Genomic DNA, 15735 nt, shown 5'->3' on the forward strand with positions numbered 1-15735 from the left:
CGCCACTCCCCTCGCCGTCGTCCACGCCCCGGGCGGCCGGCCGGTTCCGGCCCGGGTCGATAATCGGGCCCGTGACCGATCTTGAGACGCGCGCGGCTCCGTCCCGCGCCGGGGCGCTGCGCCGGGCGGCCCCGGCGCTCCTCGGGTACGCGGCCGTCCGTGCCCTGGGCCTCGTGGCCCTGGCCCTGTGGAGCGCGGCGCGGGACAAGAGCGCGTACACGCTGCTGACCGCTCGCTGGGACGCGCTCTGGTACACCAGGGTCGCCGAACTCGGCTACGGCTACGAGGTGCGCCTGGCGAACGGGGACGTGCACTCGAACCTCGCGTTCTTCCCGCTGTTGCCCTGGCTGGAGCGGCTGGTGGCGGCGGTGTCCCCGCTGTCGTACGCGGACGGCGGTTTCCTCGTCAGCCTGGTCGCCTCCCTCGCCGCGGCGTGGGGGATCTTCGCGGTCGCGGACCACGCGTACGGCCGCCGGGCCGGGGTGTGCGCGGTGCTGCTGTGGGCCGTCCTTCCGGTCGGGATCGTGCAGTCGATGGCGTACAGCGAGTCGCTGTTCACGGCGCTCGCCGCGTGGTCGCTGTACGCGGTCCTGACGGGCCGCTGGGTGACTGCGGGCACACTGGCCCTGCTGGCGGGCCTGACCCGCCCGGTCGGGACGGCCGTGGTGGCCGCGGTGTGGGCGGCGGGGATCGCCTCCTTCGCGCGGGAGCGGCGGGCCGGCGACGCCGACGGGCCCGGCCCTCGCGCCCGCCGTGCCCTCGGCATGCTGCTCGCCCCCCTCGGCACCGCCGGATACGTGCTGTGGGTCGGCCACCACACCGGCAAGGGGCCGCTCGGCTATCTCGACGTGCAGGCGGGATGGCGCAACGGCTTCGACGGGGGTTACGCCTTCGCCCGGTTCGTCGCCGAAAAGTTCACGTCGTTTCCCTCGGCCCTGGCCGGCGCCGGGCTGATCGCCGGGGTCGTGTCAGTCGTCTGGCTGTATGTGGCCGGCGTACGTCAGCGCCAGCCACTGCCCCTGCTGGTCTACACCGGAGCAGTCACCGCGCTCGCCCTGTGCGCGTCGAGCTACTTCGGCTCGAAACCGCGCCTGCTGATGCCCGCCTTCCCGCTGTTGCTACCCCTCGCCCTGGCCTTGGCCCGGCTGCGTATGCGCAGGTCAGCGCTGGTGCTCGGGTCGGTGGCGGTGGCCTCGGCGGCGTACGGGGCGTTCTGGCTGAACGGCTCGGGTCCCCCCTGACCCGCTGTGAGCGCCCGGAGAATTCCGCACCATGCCCCGGTGAACGAATTCAAAAGCTCAATAAAACCGCATCCGGAATGATCAAAGGAATTGAAGGCCGCAGGGCCCGGCGGTTAGGGATTCGCTGGAAATAAACCTCCTCCTGAGAGGAATCCCACATCACATCGTCATCACAAAGCCGTTGATTCGCCAGGGATCCGAGCTCACTCGCTGTAACGTCGATTGGGTGCGTACCGAACCGAAGCTCACCCGTCTGGACCGGGTGTTCGCCCGGCTGGACCGTGAGCCGGAACGACCGGCCCACATCGATGTGCCGAAGATGAGCAGGCACCGCATCGTGCTCTTCGCGGCGACCCTGGCCTTCTACGGCGCGATCGTGTGGGCCGTGATCATCACGTCCTGGCTGGTGCGGCTCGACTGGCAGGTCATGTTCTTCCGGCCGTACCAGCAGTGGTCGGAGATCCACTGGTTCGTCGACTACTACGTGGTGCTCGGCCAGCGCGGCCCGACCGCCGTGATGGTCGCGGCCTGGCTGGGCTGGCGTTCCTGGCGGCAGCACACCCTGCGCCCGCTCCTCGCCCTCGGCGTCTCGCTGCTCCTGCTGAACATCACGGTCGGCGCCGCCAAGTACGGCATGGGCCGCCTGGGACCGCACTACGCGACCGTGATCGGCTCGAACGAGATGTGGCGCGGCGGCGATATATTTCCGAGTGGTCACACCGCCAACGCCGTGGTGACCTGGGGAATCCTGGCCTACCTGGCCTCCACGGCGAGAGCGCAGCGCTGGCTGTCCGCCGTGTCCGCGGTGACCTCGCTCGGCGTCGGGATGGCCACCGTCTACCTCGGTACGCACTGGCTGAGCGATGTGCTGCTGGGCTGGGTCGCGGGGCTGCTGATCCTGCTCGGCCTGCCGTGGTTCGAGCCGCTGATCGCCCGTTCCGAGGCGAGGATCTTCGACCTGCGCGACCGCTGGCGGGCCCGCCGGAGCCGTACGGCGTCGGCCGCCGGCCCGGCCAGCGCGCCGCCCGTGATGGTCACGCCGCTGACCGCCGACCGGGACGACGTCGCGGCCCGCTCGCCCCGGGCCCCGGCCTACCTGGCGCCGGGACCGCACACGGCCCGCTCGGAGCGCTCACCGATCACCCCCGCGGGCAGCCGCCGCCCGCCGCACACGGAGCGGCATCCACGCGGCTCGGCATCCTCCTCGGCCCGCCCCTGACGGGTGGCTGACCACGACGGACGGCGGACCGGTGCGCACACCCCGTCCCGGCACGGCGAAGGCCCCGGTTCCGGAGCGGAACCGGGGCCTTCGCGGTGTCTCAGCCCTTCCAGGCCCGCGCCACCCGGCCGCCCTTCACCTCGAAGTTCAGCCGGCCCACGCGGTACTCCATCGTGATGATCGCCCCCGGCGGCAGCGAGCGCACCGTCGGCCAGCCGCGCTCACGCGCGAGGTGCTCGGCCCGGCCGGCCTCCAGGCCGACATAGGTGTCCGGGCTGTCGTCGGGTTCCGCGGAAGGTGTCGGAATCGATGCCATGCCGCCACGCTATGCCGCGCCCGGCGACCACGGAAGTCCGGGCCGGTTCCCCCTGTCCCTGTCCCTCCCCTGTCACGCTTCTGTCACAAGATCACGACAGGTGTTTCGGGCGCTGTCCGTCACACGGACGAGCGGTTTCATAGGCCTTCCGCAGGCATTCGATCGTAATTCCCGCGTGTCACATGAGCCCATGGAAAAGCCCGGCGGAAAGTTCCGGGAGAAGTGACTTCGGGGCCCCATTCCATTCCGGCGCCGCACCGGGCCGGTGGAGCCGCCGCCGCACAGGAAATGCATGGATTCGGCACAGAGAGGCCGGTACGCCCCCCTGTCGGAGCGCTCGGTGACGCGAGCATCATGGCGTGAGCTCGCGCGTACGTGTGGCGCGGGCTTCGGCGGGCCCGGCACGCGATGAGCGAAGGGGCGAGCGAGCGATGGGGACGCAGACCGTACAGGCGACGGCGCGGCCCGTGCCGAGGAAGAAGCACGGGCGGGTGGTGGTCGACTGGCTGACCACGACGGACCACAAGAAGATCGGCCACCTCTACCTGATCACGTCGTTCCTGTTCTTCCTCGTCGCCGGCGTGATGGCGCTGCTGATGCGCGCCGAGCTGGCCCGCCCCGGCCTCCAGATCATCGACAACGAGCAGTTCAACCAGGCCTTCACGCTGCACGGCACGATCATGCTGCTGCTGTTCGCGACGCCGACCTTCGCGGGTTTCGCGAACGAGCTGATGCCGTTGCAGATCGGCGCGCCCGACGTCGCCTTCCCGCGGCTGAACATGTTCTCGTACTGGCTGTTCCTCTTCGGCGGGTTGATCGTGCTCGGCTCGCTGCTGGTGCCCTCGGGCCCGGCGGACTTCGGCTGGTTCGCCTACGCCCCGCTGAACAGCGCGGAGCGGACTCCGGGCATCGGGGCCGATCTGTGGATCATGGGGCTGGCGCTGTCCGGCTTCGGCACGATCCTCGGCGCGGTCAACTTCATCACCACCATCATCGGGATGCGCGCGCCCGGCATGACGATGTTCCGGATGCCGATCTTCGTCTGGAACACGCTGTTCACGTCGATCCTGATCCTGATGGCGTTCCCGGTGCTGGCGGCGGCGCTGCTGGTGCTGGAGGCGGACCGGCGGTTCGGCTCGCAGGTCTTCGACGCGACCAACGGCGGGGCGATCCTGTGGCAGCACCTGTTCTGGTTCTTCGGCCATCCCGAGGTGTACATCATCGCGCTGCCGTTCTTCGGCATCATCACGGAGATCATCCCGGTCTTCAGCCGCAAGCCGATGTTCGGCTATCTGACGCTGGTCGGCGCGACGATGGCGATCACCGGCCTGTCGATGGTGGTGTGGGCGCACCACATGTTCGCCACGGGCGCGGTACTGCTGCCGTTCTTCTCCTTCATGAGCTTCCTGATCGCGGTGCCGACGGGCGTGAAGTTCTTCAACTGGACCGGCACGATGATCAAGGGCTCGCTGTCCTTCGAGACGCCGATGCTGTGGGCGACGGGCTTCCTGGTGACGTTCCTGCTCGGCGGGCTGACCGGGGTGATCCTCGCGTCGCCGCCGATGGACTTCCACGTGACGGACACGTACTTCGTGGTGGCGCACTTCCACTACGTCGTCTTCGGCACCGTCGTCTTCGCGATCTTCGCCGGCTTCTTCTTCTGGTGGCCGAAGTTCACCGGGAAGATGCTCGACGAGCGGCTCGGCAAGATCCAGTTCTGGACGCTCTTCGTCGGCTTCCACACCACGTTCCTGGTGCAGCACTGGCTGGGCGCCGAGGGCATGCCCCGCCGGTACGCCGACTACCTCGCCGCGGACGGGTTCACCGCGCTCAACACCGTCTCGACGATCGGCGCGTTCCTGCTCGGCATGTCGACGCTGCCGTTCCTCTACAACGTGTGGAAGACCGCCAAGTACGGCGAGAAGGTCGAGGTCGACGACCCCTGGGGCTACGGTCGTTCCCTGGAGTGGGCGACCTCGTGCCCGCCGCCCCGGCACAACTTCACGGCGCTGCCCCGGATCCGGTCGGAGTCGCCGGCGTTCGACCTGCACCATCCGCAGTACGCGGCGGTGACTGCGCAGCCCGAGCCAGAGCCCCATCAAGCCGGTCCCGAGTCCTCCTGATCGCGTCGATCAGCCCGACCGGCTCCAGCACCTCGAACTCGAAGCCCAGCATCACCACGTGGATCACCATCACGTCGAGGCTCCCGGCGCCGCAGCGCAGCAGGCAGCTGTCCGGGCCCTCCGGCTCCAGCACCCCGGCGCTGGGCGAGATGTGCGCGGTGGCCTCCTCCAGGGGCACCAGGAGCCGCACGACGGCGTGGGCTGCGTACACGCGCGTGGAGACGCCCTGGGAGACGTAGGCGGCGAGGTCCTCGGCGGGCGCCTCGCGCGGCTCGAAGCGCGGCCCGTGCGGTGGCCTGGGCGTGATGCGGTCCACGCGGAACGTGCGCCAGTCCTCCCGGTCGAGGTCCCAGGCGACCAGGTACCAGCGGCGCTCGGTGCACACCAGGCGGTGCGGTTCGACACTGCGGCGGCTCTGGGTGCCGTCGTGGCCGCGGTACTCGAAGCGCAGGCGCTCGGCGTCCCGGCAGAGGTGGGCGAGCTCGGTCAGCACGGCCGGGTCGACGGCGTCGGGCACGGGGCCGCGCAGCATCGGCACGGTGAAGGCGTTGAGGGCGCCCACGCGGCGGCGCAGCCGGTTCGGCAGCACCTGTTCCAGTTTGGCGAGGGCCCGTACCGAGGTCTCGCCGATGCCCTCGATGCCCTGCCCGGCCGCCGTGCGCAGCCCGATCGCCACGGCGACGGCCTCGTCGTCGTCCAGCAGCAGCGGCGGCAGTTCGGCGCCCGCCCCCAGCTGGTAGCCGCCGCCCGTGCCGGGGCTGCCATTGACCGGGTAGCCGAGTTCGCGCAGCCGGTCCACGTCCCGGCGCAGGGTGCGGGCGCTGACGCCGAGCCGTTCGGCCAGGTCGGGGCCGGACCACTCGCGGTGGGCCTGGAGCAGGGACAGCAGGCGCAGCAGGCGTGCCGAGGTCTCCAACATGGAGGCGAGTCTGCCAGCCCTTGCGGACAGCCGCTGTCCTCAAGGCTCGTAGGCCAGCTGCGGGACGTCGAAGCAGGTGCGGTTCATGTCCCCCTGGCCGACCCAGCCCTTGCCGTCCTGCCAGCGGGCCACCGACAGGCAGGTCCGGCTGGTCCTCGGCGGCTCGGGGCGCCGCTCGAACTCGACAGGCAGAAGCAGTCCGCCCGCGGTGTATCCCTCGCTGCGGCTCATGTAGGCGTCGACGCACGCGCGCGTGATGCCCGTCCTCGCGCAGGACTTGGCGGCGTCCGTGAACCACCGGGCGGCCGCCCAGCCCTCCAGTTGCCACTGCGAGTGCGTCTTCAGGTCCTTCGTGGCCTCGCGGAACTCCCGTACGGCCGGATGGCCGGTGTCGTCGACGTTGCGGCTGGAGCCGGTCGCCCAGAGGGCGTTGCGGCAGCGCGGGGCGTCCTTGTACGCGTCGGCGACGGCGGACGTCCAGTTCTGCACGTTGGTCACCTTGGCGGTGACGTCGGCACCGGCCTCGTCCATGGCCTGGCACAGCCGGGCGTTGCCGTGGCTGTCGATGGCGTCGAAGACGAGGTCGGCGCCCTGTTCCTTCAGGTCGGCCGCGACGGCGCGGAAGTTGGGCAGGGCGAAGTCGACCTGCTCGGTGACGACCTTGTAGCCCTCGGCGCGCAGGCCCCGCTCGACGAGCCGGGCGTAGGCGGCGGACGCGGACTGGTTGTAGGAGACGACGGCGGCGGTCCGGGCACCGTGCGCGCGCTTGAAGTAACGGTAGACCTCGGTGCCGCCGTACAGCTTGCCGTCCCAGCCGGTGGTGCCGTCGCGCGGCGCGAGGCTGCCGTAGATGCCGTAGAGGTGCGGGTAGGTGTCGTAGGCGCTGCCGAGGGGCTGGCCGCCGATGTCGGGCACGCGCGCGCGTGAGACGCGGGAGGCGCCCGCGTAGTCCAGGGCGGTGGTGGCGACCAGGGCCACCACCTTGTCCTCCTCGACCAGCCGGTGCACGCACTCGTTGTTGCCGACGCCGCTGCCGCCGTCGTCGCACCGGCGCACCTCCACGCGGCGGCCGTCGATGCCCCCGCGCGCGTTGAGCCGGTCGAACCACGCCTCGGCGCCGTCGCGCGGGCCGGTGAAGGCGGCGCCGCCGACCGGGCTGGTGGCGCTGGTGATGATGCCGACCCGCAGGGGCGGGGAGTCGCGGGGCGCGGAGGTGCGGCCGTCGTGCTCGAAGTCGCTCTCCGGGAGCCGGCTGCCGCAGGCCGCGCTCAGGGCGAGCAGCAGCACCGCGGCGAGGGCCTCAGCAGCCCGGGACCGGCGACGCATTGCCGCTCAGTTGCACCAGCGCGCACAGCGTCTTGGCGGACACCTTCCAGGTGCCGTCCTGCTCGACGGCCGTCCCGGAGGCGTCCGGCAGGGCGGTGGCGCCCTTCAGGGTGAGCGTGTACGTCACGTCCGCCTCGGTCGCCGAGGTGAACTCGATCTTGGTGACCTTCGCCTGGACCTGCCCGCCGCGCTCGTCGCCGCTGAAGGCCTCAAGGACGGGGCCCATCCGGTCGCCGTTCTCAAGGACGGCCTGCTTGTCCTGGGTCGAGGTCTTCGGGTCGAAGAACTTCTGCCAGTTCTGCCTGATCTCCGTCTCGGCCGCGGCCCGGTCCGCCGGCGCGCTGGCCGGTGCGCTCGCGGTCCGGTCCGCGGTCGGCTGGGGCGGCGTGGCCTGGCTGCCGCCGCCGTCGTCGTCGGTGCATGCCGCGAGGGCCGGGGCGAGGGCCAGGACCAGGGCGGCCGTGATCGCCGTACCCCGTCCCGCGGCTCGTGGGCCCCGTGTCGCGTTCCCCCGCCTGAGGTCGCTGCCGAGAACCATCTGGCTCACCACCGGGTGTCGGTCCGGGCCATGTGCGCCCGGTGCTTTCAGGGTCAGCTTCCAAGGGGCATAGTGCAAGCGATCGGCGGACTTGAACAGGCGGCCAGGCGCGTGCCCGGACAACCGACGTGTGGGAGCCAGCGATGCGGACAAGCCGACTGCGGACCGTGCATCCCGTCCTCTGGGCCGGCTGGGCGGCGCTGGCCGCCGGTGCGGTGCTGTGCGTCGTCGGCTGGTACGGCGTCTCCGGGGAGCGCTTCGCCGAACGGCAGCTGCCCTACCTCGCCTCCTGCACGGTTCCCGGCGCGGCCCTGATCATCTCGGGAGCGGTGCTGCTGGCCCACGGCCGGAGCTCGATCGCCGCCGCGCGCGTGGAGGAGCTGTACGGCCTGCTGGTGGCGGCCGAGCCCGACGATGCCGGTCAGGCAGCCGTCGAGACCGGGCAGGCCGCGCTCGCGCCCCTCGCGGTCAGCGGCGAGCTGCTGATGGTGCCGGGCGGCACGCTGTGGCACCGCGCGGACTGCCCGCTGGTCGCGGGGAAGGCGGAGGCGGTTCCGGTGGACTCCAAGCTGGTGGCGAGCGGCGAGTTGGGCCCGTGCCCGATCTGCGAGCCCACCGAAGAGACCGACTGAGCCCGGCCGATGTCCTCGCTGACGTACGACCTCACCCTGGCAGGTCTGTCGGTCGGCAGCGCGGCGGCGCTGACCGGGATCGGCCTGATCGTGACGTACCGCGCGACCGGCGTGCTGAACTTCGCGCACGGCGCGGTCGCGATGGTGTGCGCATACGCGTTGCGGCAGTGCGTGGTCGAGTGGGGCTGGCCGCTGTGGCTCGGAGCCGCGGTGACGCTGCTGGTGCTGGCGCCGGGGCTGGGCGTCGTACTGGAACGGTTCGTCTTCCGGCCTCTGGCGGTCCTCGGCGGTGACCCCGCGCAGACGCTGGTGGCGTCCATCGGGGTGTTCGTGCTGCTGGTGGGCGGGGCTGCGCTGCTGTGGGGGCAGGGGGCGCGGGACGACGCGCCGGAGCTGGTGCCGGACGAGCCGTGGGGGCAGCTGGCGGTGGTGCTGGTGCTGGCCGCCGGGGTCGCGGCGGTCGTCCGCCGGACGCGGTTCGGGCGGGAGCTGCGGGCCGTGGTCGACGACCGGCAGCTCGCGGTGCTGGGCGGCATCGACGCGGACCGGGTCGCGGCGGCGGGCTGGGCTTTCGGCTCCTTCACGGCGGGCCTGACCGGCGTACTGCTGGCGCCGTACGTGCGTCTCGACCCGTACGGGCTGCCGCTGCTCGTCATGGAGGTGGTGGCGGTCGCGGTGGCCGCGCGGATGCGAAGCCTGCCGGTCGCGGTGGTGGTGGCGCTGGGCGTCGGGGTGGCGCAGAGTCAGCTCACGCGGCTGCACCCGTCCGGGTGGGGCGCGCCGCTGCTCCAGGCGGCCGGCACGAACCTGTTCGTCGTCGCCCTGCTGGTCGCGGCCCTGGTCCTGCCGGGCGTGGGCACACGTGACGCGCTGCCGCGCACGGCCACCGCCCGGGTTCCGACGCCGCCCGGCGCGTGGATCGTGGCGGCCGTGCTGTTCCTGCTGCCGCTGGGCCTGGCCGGCCGGGACCTGCACACGTCGATCCAGGTGCCGGCGCTGGCCGTCGTCCTGCTGTCCCTGGTGGTGGTCACCGGCCGCGGCGGCCAGATCTCCCTGGGGCAGGCGGCGTACGCGGGTCTGGGCGCCCTGTTCACCGCGCTGCTGGCGGCGGGCCGCTTCCCGGCCTTGCCGGCCATGCCGGAGCTGGCGGCCCTCGCGGTGGCGGTCGTCCTGGTGGCACCGCTCGGCCTGCTCACGGGCTGGCCGGCGATCGGCCGCCGGGGTCTGGCCCTGGCGCTGGCGACGTTCGCCGTCGGGGTGGGCGTGAGCCGCTTCGTCTTCGCCCAGCCGTACGCCACGTCGGGCCTGTCGCTGGGCCGCCCGGCGGGTTTCGACGGGGACCGCGCCTACTACGTCCTGGAGTTGCTCCTGCTGGCACTCGCACTGCTGGCGACGCACGCGCTGCGCCGGGGGCGGACGGGCCGGGCCCTCGCGGCGATGCGGGACCACGAGGCGGGGGCGCAGGCGGCGGGCGTCCGGGTGCCGTCCCTCAAGCTGCTCGCCTTCGTCGCGGGCGCCGCGCTCGCCGCGCTGGGCGGCGGCATGCTCGGCATGGGCCTGCGTGCCTTCGATCCCACCGCCTACGACCCCGTGCGCGGTCTGCTGTGGTTCGCCGCGGTCGTGGTGCTGGGTGCCGACAGCACCCTCGGCGCCATCGCCGCCGCGGCCCTCCTGGTCGGCCTGGACGCGGGCACGCGCGGCGGCGTGGCGGCGGCTGTGATCGGCGTCCTGGCGGTCCTCGTGGGCCGCTTCCCCGGCGGCCCGTACGAGTCCTTGCGGACAGCGGCGGAACGCCTGCGCCGCAGACCGGCCCTTACACCTGCGGGAACCCGGGCCCGCGGGCTGCTGCGCCCGGCGGAGCGGCGGGCGGTCCGGGCGGCGCCGGTGCCCGCAGGCGCGACAGCGACAGGAGTGACCACACGTGCGGCACGCCACCGGAGCGGACGGCCGCCGGCCTCCCCGGACACATCCACACCGTCCGCCCCCGCCTCTCCTCTCCTCACCGCCCGCCGCCTCCACGCCCACTACGGCGGCTTCACCGCCCTCGACGGGGTCGACCTCGACGTCTCCCCCGGCCGGATCACCGCGGTCGTGGGTCCCAACGGGGCGGGAAAGAGCACTCTGTTCCACTGTCTGGCCGGCACGCTACGGCCCGCGCGCGGTGAGGTGCGGTTGGGCGGGAGGGACATCACCGCCCTGCCCGCGCACGCCCGCACCCGGCTCGGTGTCGCGCGGACCTTCCAGCGACTGGCCGTCTTCCCGTCGCTGACCGTGGCCGGGAACGTCCGGGTGGGCGCCGAACAGGGCCGGGTGACCGACCCGGGCGCCGTGGAGCGGACGCTCAGGCTGCTCGGGTTGGACGGGCCGGTACGGGCGCAGCCCGCCGCCGACCTGCCCACGGGGACGCTGCGCCGCGTCGAACTGGCCCGGGCCCTCGCGGGCGCCCCGCGCGTCCTGCTGCTCGACGAGCCCGCCGCCGGCCTCGACACCGCCGAAGTGGCCGCTCTCGCCCGGGTCCTGAAGGCCCTGGCCGCCGACGGCACTGCCCTGCTCGTCGTCGAGCACGACCTGGACCTGGTCGCCGGCCTCGCCGACGTCGTGCACGTGATGACGGCGGGCCGGATCGTCGCCTCCGGCCCGCCCGGGCACGTCCTGGACGCCCTGGGAACGGCGGCCGGGCGATGACGACCGTCTCCCTGCGCCACGCGCGCGTGCGCTACGGCCCGCTGGAGGCCCTGCACGGCGTCACCCTCGCCGCCCCCGGTCCAGGCCTGACCGTGCTGCTGGGCCGCAACGGCTCCGGCCGCAGCACGGCCCTGCGCGCCCTGGCCGGAACGGTGCCCCTGTCGGGCGGCGCCGTGGTGTGGGACGGCGCCGACGTGACCCGCGTACCGGCGTACGAGCGCGCCCGGCGCGGGTTGTGCCTGGTGCCGGAGCGGCAGGCCGTGTTCGGCTCGCTCTCCGTGCGCGAGAACCTCGAACTCGCCGCCCCGGACCACGGCCCTGCCCTCGACGCCTATCCGCAGCTGCGGCCCCTGCTGGAGCGGCGTGCCGGCACTCTTTCCGGCGGGGAACAGCGCATGCTCGCCCTGTCCCGGGTGCTGTCGGCACGCGCGCGCGTGGTGCTCGTCGACGAGCCCGCCCAGGGCATGTCGCCCTCGGTCGCGGCCCGCACCTACGGGCTGCTGAGCGCGCTCGACGCGTGCGTGGTGGTCGCCGAGCAGCGCCTGCCGCCCGCCCTGCGGGACCGGCCGGTCCTGGTGTACGAACTGCGCCGTGGGTCCGTCGTGTTCGCCGGGGAGGCCAGCGAGCTCGGACCGTGAGCCGGAGACACGCGGGGCCCCGTCCGGCCGGCCGGACGGGGCCCCGCGTGTCCCGGCGAGCGGGAGCGGCTTCAGAGTTCGAGGCGCAGGCCGGGCATGATCAGGCCGGGATCGCCTCCGATGGCGGCCTTGTTGGCGGCGTAGAGGTGCTGCCAGGTGGTCCCGTGCCGGGCGGCGACGCCGCTCAGCGTGTCGCCCTCGCGGACGGTGTAGTCGCCGCGGGAGGAGCCGCGGTCCGGGTGTGCCGTGGAACGCGCCGGCGTCTGCGAGGGCTTCGCCGGAGCGGGCTTGACCGAGGTGACCGGGTCGGCCGCGGACGCCGCGGGTGCGCTGCCGCTCGCCCCGGCGCGTGCCGAGCAGGCCGGCCAGGCGCCCCATCCCTGGGCGCGCTGGACCTTGGTGGCGACGGCGATCTGCTGGGACTTGCTCGCCTGGTCGGCGGTGGGCGCGTAGGCCGTGCCGCCGTAGGCGCGCCAGGTGGAGGCGGCGAACTGGAGTCCGCCGTAGTAGCCGTTGCCGGTGTTGATGTGCCAGTTGCCGCCGCTCTCGCACTGGGCGATGCGGTCCCACACTCCGCTGTCAGCCGCCGCGGCGTTTCCGGTCGCGGCGAGCAGTCCGAGGGGCGCGAGCAGTGCCGCCCCGGCGAGGACCGCCGTCGTACGAACCTGGTTCTTCCGAGCGTTGTCGCGCGTGGTATCGGCACATTCGGACATGTAGTTCCCTCTCGAAACACTCGGGGTCCCCCAAGGCGGAACGCCACTCCCCGCGCCATGGGGCGCGTGGGTCGCGCTCGCCCCGTCCACCGGTGTGGTGCTGCGCGTGGTTCCGGAGAATCACGCGGCCGGCGGACGTACCCGAGCGGTGCTCGCTGCACACGGCCGAGGAATCTAAGGAGGTTGCGGGCCGTCATCAACCGGTGGTCCGTCTTTCCAGGCCAGTTCCCCGATACCTCGGGTAACGGCTAATTCCGGACACCCACTTCATTCCTGGATTTCCTGATATGTCGACCCATCCGCCTGACGACCTGTGACCCACCTCACCCCGTCAACACCCTTTGCGGAGCGGGGACTTGACAGTGAGTGCGCGATTCCGCGCCGAGCGTGACCCTGTGCGCTGGTTGGTTCGATTCCGTTCGCTCTGGGGCGTGACTCCCGCCACAGATCACCCGTTGTCTTCTTCATGAGCCGGGCCCACCCGGACCACGGCCGGGAGCCACCCGGCCTTGCCACGCACCGCATCCCCGAGGGAGCCACCCGTGCCGCGCATGCTCGACGTCAGCGACGAGGTACGCGCCGAGATCGGCGACGAAGAAGCCGACCGCCTGCTCGCCGGAGAGACCGCCCCGGGCAGTTACGACTGCACGTCCTGCCGCACTCCGGGCGACTCCGAACAGGAGCGCACCAGCACCGTCCTGTTCATCGGGGACGAGACCGCCGTCCTCGCCTTCGCCCACGCCGGCTGCCTGCCCTCGCAGGTCGTCCAGCTCACCGAGGAACAGCTCCGGGGCGCCGTGAAGTCCATCACCGGCGACACCGTCGACCTGGAGCCCGACAAGGTGGTGCCCGAGCAGGCGGTGCTCGGCGTGACCAGCGGACTCGTGCTGATCGCCGGGGAGCTGCACCCGGCCCTGGTGGTGGAGCCGACCGCGCCCATCGCCCGGCCCGGCACCACCGGCTCCGGCGACGACTTCCTGCCGCTGCTCATCGAGCAGGGCTTCACGCCGCTGACCGAGCTGTCCGCCGTGCCGCCCGTGCTGCACGGCTGGTCCGTGCTGCTCGCCGTGGGCCGGCTGCACGCGGTGCTCCAGCCCGGCAGCAACGGCGGCCAGCCGGTGGCCTGGTGGCAGGCCCACCAGCCGCTCCAGGTCACCGAGGGCTGGCGCGCGGCCGCCAACAAGCACCAGCAGGTGCTGATGTTCGCCGCGCCGGTCGGCTCGATCGGCCGCCAGCCGCGCGAGGACCTGCTGCGGGACGCGCTGGACAAGGCGGCGGCCAACGGAAAGCTGGTCGCCGCCGCGCTGCCTCTCGCCGGCATCTGAGCGGCGCGTCACCCGGGCAGGCCGCACCCCCCGCGAAAGCCGTATCCGGGCCGCATCCCTTGACCCGCGGGGTCGTTTGGACATACGTGCACGCATACGACGTTCCCCGCCGCCAGTCCTACTCGTCGATCCCCTCCGCACGGTCGGCTCAGGACTCCCAGTGCGGCCCATCGGCCACGCCGATCTACGACGCGCTCTACGCCGAGTACGTCAAGTCCTTCCGCGCACTTCCCGGCGACCGCAGCGGCGAGGAGAAACTCGGCTTCACCGCCTTCGGGAACCTCCCGCACAGTACGGACTCGTACGGCAGTTCGCACAACAGCTCGTACAATGCCTACAGCGCGGGTGCCCAGAGCGCCCGCCACGCCGCCGGACAGCAGCCGCAGTGGCAGCGCGTCGGGACCATCGGCTCGCACGGCACGGGGATGCACCACGTGCCGGCCGCACTGCCGCCGGGTCGGAGAAGCGGCGTCTGAAGCGAGCACCGTACAGCGGAAGGGCGGCCCCGGCTGGGGCCGCCCTTCCGCTGCTTCGTGCTACTTCCTCTTCGCGCCGCGCTTCTCGCGCACCCGCACCGAGATGTGGATCGGCGTCCCCTCGAAGCCGAACTCCTCGCGCAGGCGACGCTCGATGAAGCGCCGGTAGCCCGCCTCGATGAAGCCGGAGGCGAACAGTACGAACCGCGGCGGCTTGGTGCCCGCCTGCGTGCCGAACAGGATGCGCGGCTGCTTGCCGCCCCGGACCGGGTGCGGATGGGCGGCGACCAGCTCGCCGAGGAACGCGTTCAGCCGGCCCGTCGGGACCCGGGTCTCCCAGCCCGCCAGGGCCGTCTCGACTGCCGGGACCAGCTTCTCCATGTGGCGGCCGGTGCGCGCCGAGACGTTGACGCGCGGGGCCCACGCCACCTGGCCGAGCTCGGTCTCGATCTCCCGCTCCAGGTAGTAGCGGCGCTCCTCGTCGAGGGTGTCCCACTTGTTGAAGGCGAGGACGACCGCACGGCCCGCCTCGACGGCCATGGTGACGATCCGCTGGTCCTGCACCGAGATGGACTCGGAGGCGTCGATGAGGATGACCGCGACCTCCGCCTTCTCGACGGCGGCGGCGGTGCGCAGCGAGGCGTAGTAGTCGGCGCCCTGCTGGAGGTGGACCCGCTTGCGGATGCCCGCCGTGTCGACGAACTTCCAGGTGACGCCGCCGAGTTCGATCAGCTCGTCGACCGGGTCACGGGTGGTGCCCGCCAGCTCGTTGACGACGACGCGCTCCTCGCCCGCCACCTTGTTCAGCAGTGAGGACTTGCCCACGTTCGGGCGGCCGATCAGGGCGATGCGACGCGGCCCGCCGATGCCGCCCCCGCCGAATGTCTCGCGCGGCGCTTCGGGTAGCACCTCAAGGACCTGGTCGAGCATGTCGCCGGTGCCCCGGCCGTGCAGCGCCGAGACCGGGTACGGCTCCCCCAGGCCCAGCGACCACAGGTAGGCCGCGTCGGCCTCGCCACTCGGGCCGTCCACCTTGTTGGCGCACAGCACGACCGGCTTGCCGGCCTTGCGCAGCAGCCGGACGACAGCCTCGTCGGTGTCGGTGGCGCCGACCTTGGCGTCGACGACGAAGACCACGGCGTCGGCCGCGTCGATGGCGTACTCGGCCTGGGCTGCCACGGAGGCGTCGATACCGAGGACGTCCTGCTCCCAGCCGCCGGTGTCGACGACCTTGAAGCGGCGGCCCGCCCACTCGGCCTCGTAGGTCACACGGTCGCGGGTGACGCCGGGCTTGTCCTCGACGACGGCCTCGCGGCGGCCGATGATGCGGTTCACCAGGGTCGACTTGCCGACATTGGGGCGGCCGACCACGGCGAGGACGGGCAGCGGGCCGTGCCCGGCCTCCTCGATCGCGCCCTCGACGTCCTCGAGGTCGAAGCCCTCCTCCACGGCGAGCTCCATGAACTCCGCGTACTCGGCGTCGCCGAGCGCCCCGTGGTCGTGCTCGGGCGCACCTTCGTACGCGTCCGAGCCGTCGGGCTGGATGTGGTCGTTCATGAAGTCCGTACCTCGTCGTTCATCGTG

General features: G+C 72.5%; 13 protein-coding genes and 1 pseudogene. 8 read left to right on the forward strand and 6 right to left on the reverse strand.

Annotated features, from left to right (window positions below; genetic code table 11):
* Window positions 1-71 precede the first annotated feature (71 nt).
* Window positions 72-1241: a hypothetical protein gene (locus tag ACZ6TU_RS21630; protein ID WP_469550295.1), complete on the forward strand. Its 1170-nt coding sequence runs from the start codon at window positions 72-74 to the stop codon at window positions 1239-1241.
* A 226-nt stretch (window positions 1242-1467) separates the two neighbouring features.
* The gene (locus tag ACZ6TU_RS21635) at window positions 1468-2460 is read left to right on the forward strand and encodes a phosphatase PAP2 family protein (protein WP_467675813.1); all 993 of its coding nucleotides are present in this window, start codon (window positions 1468-1470) and stop codon (window positions 2458-2460) included.
* Between the two features lie 100 nt (window positions 2461-2560).
* On the opposite strand, the gene ACZ6TU_RS21640 is transcribed toward ACZ6TU_RS21635, so the two are convergent.
* Entirely contained in the window at window positions 2561-2776 is a 216-nt protein-coding gene (locus ACZ6TU_RS21640) for an I78 family peptidase inhibitor (RefSeq protein ID WP_469550297.1), read from the reverse strand.
* A gap of 431 nt (window positions 2777-3207) precedes the next feature.
* On the opposite strand from ACZ6TU_RS21640, the pseudogene ctaD reads away from it, so the two are divergent.
* Window positions 3208-4779, forward strand: a pseudogene (gene ctaD, locus ACZ6TU_RS21645) (aa3-type cytochrome oxidase subunit I); the annotation flags it as partial.
* On the opposite strand, the gene ACZ6TU_RS21650 reads toward ctaD, so the two are convergent.
* The 3 genes from ACZ6TU_RS21650 to ACZ6TU_RS21660 are packed head-to-tail and all read right to left on the reverse strand — an operon-like array spanning window position 4778 to window position 7682.
* Entirely contained in the window at window positions 4778-5818 is a 1041-nt protein-coding gene (locus ACZ6TU_RS21650) for a helix-turn-helix transcriptional regulator (protein WP_467675817.1), read from the reverse strand. The pseudogene ctaD and the gene ACZ6TU_RS21650 overlap by 2 nt on opposite strands.
* Window positions 5819-5857: 39 nt before the next feature.
* Window positions 5858-7144 carry an ABC transporter substrate-binding protein gene (locus tag ACZ6TU_RS21655; RefSeq protein WP_467675819.1) on the reverse strand — a complete coding sequence of 429 codons (1287 nt, stop codon included), beginning with the start codon at window positions 7142-7144 and terminating at the stop codon, window positions 5858-5860.
* Window positions 7119-7682, reverse strand: coding sequence for an MTB12 C-terminal domain-containing protein (locus ACZ6TU_RS21660; protein ID WP_467675821.1), 564 nt, complete (start codon window positions 7680-7682; stop codon window positions 7119-7121). Before ACZ6TU_RS21660 ends, ACZ6TU_RS21655 begins: the two co-directional genes overlap by 26 nt.
* A 143-nt stretch (window positions 7683-7825) precedes the next feature.
* Here ACZ6TU_RS21660 and ACZ6TU_RS21665 point away from each other — a divergent pair, with 143 nt between their 5' ends.
* The 3 genes from ACZ6TU_RS21665 to ACZ6TU_RS21675 are packed head-to-tail and all read left to right on the forward strand — an operon-like array spanning window position 7826 to window position 11637.
* Window positions 7826-8314, forward strand: a complete 489-nt coding sequence (locus ACZ6TU_RS21665; RefSeq protein ID WP_469550301.1) for a hypothetical protein — start codon at window positions 7826-7828, stop codon at window positions 8312-8314.
* 9 nt (window positions 8315-8323) lie between these two features.
* A complete protein-coding gene (locus ACZ6TU_RS21670) occupies window positions 8324-10999 on the forward strand; it encodes an ABC transporter permease subunit (protein WP_467675825.1) in 2676 nt (891 codons plus the stop codon).
* Entirely contained in the window at window positions 10996-11637 is a 642-nt protein-coding gene (locus tag ACZ6TU_RS21675) for an ATP-binding cassette domain-containing protein (RefSeq protein ID WP_469550304.1), read from the forward strand. Before ACZ6TU_RS21670 ends, ACZ6TU_RS21675 begins: the two co-directional genes overlap by 4 nt.
* A gap of 71 nt (window positions 11638-11708) precedes the next feature.
* On the opposite strand, the gene ACZ6TU_RS21680 is transcribed toward ACZ6TU_RS21675, so the two are convergent.
* Window positions 11709-12350, reverse strand: a complete 642-nt coding sequence (locus tag ACZ6TU_RS21680; RefSeq protein WP_467675829.1) for a LysM peptidoglycan-binding domain-containing protein — start codon at window positions 12348-12350, stop codon at window positions 11709-11711.
* A gap of 542 nt (window positions 12351-12892) precedes the next feature.
* Here ACZ6TU_RS21680 and ACZ6TU_RS21685 point away from each other — a divergent pair.
* Window positions 12893-13675, forward strand: coding sequence for a hypothetical protein (locus ACZ6TU_RS21685; protein ID WP_467675831.1), 783 nt, complete (start codon window positions 12893-12895; stop codon window positions 13673-13675).
* Between the two features lie 86 nt (window positions 13676-13761).
* Window positions 13762-14151, forward strand: a complete 390-nt coding sequence (locus ACZ6TU_RS21690; protein WP_469550309.1) for a hypothetical protein — start codon at window positions 13762-13764, stop codon at window positions 14149-14151.
* A 60-nt stretch (window positions 14152-14211) separates the two neighbouring features.
* On the opposite strand, the gene der is transcribed toward ACZ6TU_RS21690, so the two are convergent.
* Complete coding sequence (gene der / locus ACZ6TU_RS21695; protein WP_469550312.1) at window positions 14212-15708, reverse strand: ribosome biogenesis GTPase Der; 1497 nt, start codon at window positions 15706-15708, stop codon at window positions 14212-14214.
* Window positions 15709-15735 lie beyond the last annotated feature (27 nt).

The organism is Streptomyces sp. NPDC052064, from assembly GCF_055585925.1.

Coding starts and splice junctions, on each gene's coding strand:
- ACZ6TU_RS21675 (WP_469550304.1), top strand. CDS start 10,996: ATGACGACCGTCTCCCTGCGCCACGCGCGCGTGCGCTACGGCCCGCTG.
- ACZ6TU_RS21650 (WP_467675817.1), bottom strand. CDS start 5,818: ATGTTGGAGACCTCGGCACGCCTGCTGCGCCTGCTGTCCCTGCTCCAG.
- ACZ6TU_RS21660 (WP_467675821.1), bottom strand. CDS start 7,682: ATGGTTCTCGGCAGCGACCTCAGGCGGGGGAACGCGACACGGGGCCCA.
- ACZ6TU_RS21655 (WP_467675819.1), bottom strand. CDS start 7,144: ATGCGTCGCCGGTCCCGGGCTGCTGAGGCCCTCGCCGCGGTGCTGCTG.
- ACZ6TU_RS21665 (WP_469550301.1), top strand. CDS start 7,826: ATGCGGACAAGCCGACTGCGGACCGTGCATCCCGTCCTCTGGGCCGGC.
- ACZ6TU_RS21670 (WP_467675825.1), top strand. CDS start 8,324: ATGTCCTCGCTGACGTACGACCTCACCCTGGCAGGTCTGTCGGTCGGC.
- der (WP_469550312.1), bottom strand. CDS start 15,708: ATGAACGACCACATCCAGCCCGACGGCTCGGACGCGTACGAAGGTGCG.
- ACZ6TU_RS21680 (WP_467675829.1), bottom strand. CDS start 12,350: ATGTCCGAATGTGCCGATACCACGCGCGACAACGCTCGGAAGAACCAG.
- ACZ6TU_RS21640 (WP_469550297.1), bottom strand. CDS start 2,776: ATGGCATCGATTCCGACACCTTCCGCGGAACCCGACGACAGCCCGGAC.